The organism is Hydrogenophaga palleronii NBRC 102513 (genome assembly GCF_001571225.1).
Lineage (GTDB): Bacteria > Pseudomonadota > Gammaproteobacteria > Burkholderiales > Burkholderiaceae_C > Hydrogenophaga > Hydrogenophaga palleronii.
In genome coordinates this window covers 1-1,637 of record NZ_BCTJ01000095.1, presented here as the reverse complement: position 1 = coordinate 1,637, position 1,637 = coordinate 1, and the positions used below count along the sequence as shown (strand labels likewise).

At 66.3% G+C, this 1,637-nt stretch carries 2 protein-coding genes; both read right to left on the bottom strand.

Going from position 1 to position 1,637, the window contains the following annotated elements:
* Nucleotides 1-854, bottom strand: an 854-nt coding sequence (locus HPA01S_RS22400; RefSeq protein WP_066273717.1) for an electron transfer flavoprotein subunit alpha/FixB family protein, incomplete at its 3' end; no start/stop codon positions are given.
* Nucleotides 855-886: 32 nt separating this feature from the next.
* On the bottom strand, nt 887-1,636 hold the full coding sequence (locus HPA01S_RS22395) for an electron transfer flavoprotein subunit beta/FixA family protein (protein WP_066273716.1): 750 nt from the start codon (nt 1,634-1,636) through the stop codon (nt 887-889).
* Nucleotide 1,637 lies beyond the last annotated feature (1 nt).

Sequence of the window (1,637 nt, the reverse complement as noted above, 5' to 3'; positions counted from 1 at the left end):
GCCTCCGGGTCCTTGTTGATCGCCACGATCACCTTGGAGTCCTTCATGCCGGCCAAGTGCTGGATGGCACCCGAGATGCCGGCGGCGATGTAGAGCTGCGGTGCCACGATCTTGCCCGTCTGCCCCACCTGCAGGTCGTTCGGCGCGTAACCCGCGTCCACCGCCGCGCGGCTGGCGCCGATGGCCGCACCCAGCTTGTCGGCCAGCGGCGTCATCACCTCATTGAACTTCTCGCTGCTGCCCAGCGCCCGGCCACCGGAGACGATGATCTTGGCCGCGGTCAGCTCGGGGCGGTCGCTCTTGGCGATCTCGCTGCCCTTGAATTCGCTCTTGCCATCGCCCAGCGCGGCGGTGGCGGTTTCCACCGCGGCACTGCCGCCGCTGGCCGCGGCCGGATCAAACCCGGTGGTGCGCACGGTGATCACGTGTTGGGCGTCCGTGCTCTGCACCGTGGCAATCGCGTTGCCGGCGTAGATCGGGCGCTCGAACGTGTCGGCGCTGATGACCTTGGTGATGTCGCTGACCTGGCCCACGTCCAGCGTGGCGGCCACGCGTGGGGCGACGTTCTTGCCACTGGCGGTGGCCGGGAACAGGATGTGGCTGTAGTTGGCCGCGATGGCCAGCACCTGGGCGGCCACGTTCTCGGCCAGGCCGTGTTCGAAGCCCGGGGCGTCGGCGTGGATCACCTTGGCCACGCCCACGATCTGGCTGGCGGCCTGCGCGGCCGCGCCGGCGTTGTGCCCGGCCACGAGCACGTGCACCTCACCACCACACTGGGCGGCGGCGGTCACGGTGTTGAGGGTGGCGCCTTTGATGGCGGCGTTGTCGTGTTCTGCAATAACGAGAGAAGTCATGTTCTGTGTTCCTGTGTTCGGGGTGCCGGGGCTCAGATGACTTTGGCCTCGTTGCGCAATTTCGCCACCAGCGTGGCCACATCGGGTACCTTCACACCGGCACCGCGCTTGGGCGGCTCGCTGACCTTCAGGGTCTTGATGCGCGGGGCCACGTCCACACCGAGGTCTTCGGGCTTGAGGGTCTCCAGCGGTTTCTTCTTGGCCTTCATGATGTTGGGCAGCGTCACGTAACGCGGCTCGTTCAGGCGCAGGTCGGTGGTGATGACGGCGGGCAGCGCGATCGACAGGGTTTCCAGGCCACCGTCGACTTCGCGCGTGACGCTGGCTTTGCCATCGGCCACTTCCACCTTGCTGGCGAAGGTGGCTTGCGGCAGGCCGGCGAGCGCGGCGAGCATCTGGCCGGTCTGGTTGCAGTCGTCGTCGATGGCCTGCTTGCCCAGGATGATCAGCTGCGGCTGCTCCTTGTCGACCAGGGCTTTCAAGAGCTTGGCCACGGCCAGGGGCTGCAGCTCTTCGCTGGTCTCCACCAGGATGGCGCGGTCTGCGCCGATGGCCATGGCCGTGCGCAGGGTTTCCTGGCACTGCGTGACGCCGCAGGAGACGGCGATGACTTCGGTGACCACACCCTTTTCTTTCAGGCGCACGGCTTCTTCCACCGCGATCTCGTCAAACGGGTTCATGCTCATCTTGACGTTGGCGATGTCCACGCCGCTGCCGTCGCTCTTCACACGAACCTTGACGTTGTAATCCACCACGCGCTTGACGGGGACGATGACCTTCATG

What these genes read in the sequence shown, in the direction of transcription:
- HPA01S_RS22395 (WP_066273716.1), bottom strand. Translation starts at nt 1,636, where the DNA reads ATGAAGGTCATCGTCCCCGTCAAGCGCGTGGTGGATTACAACGTCAAG.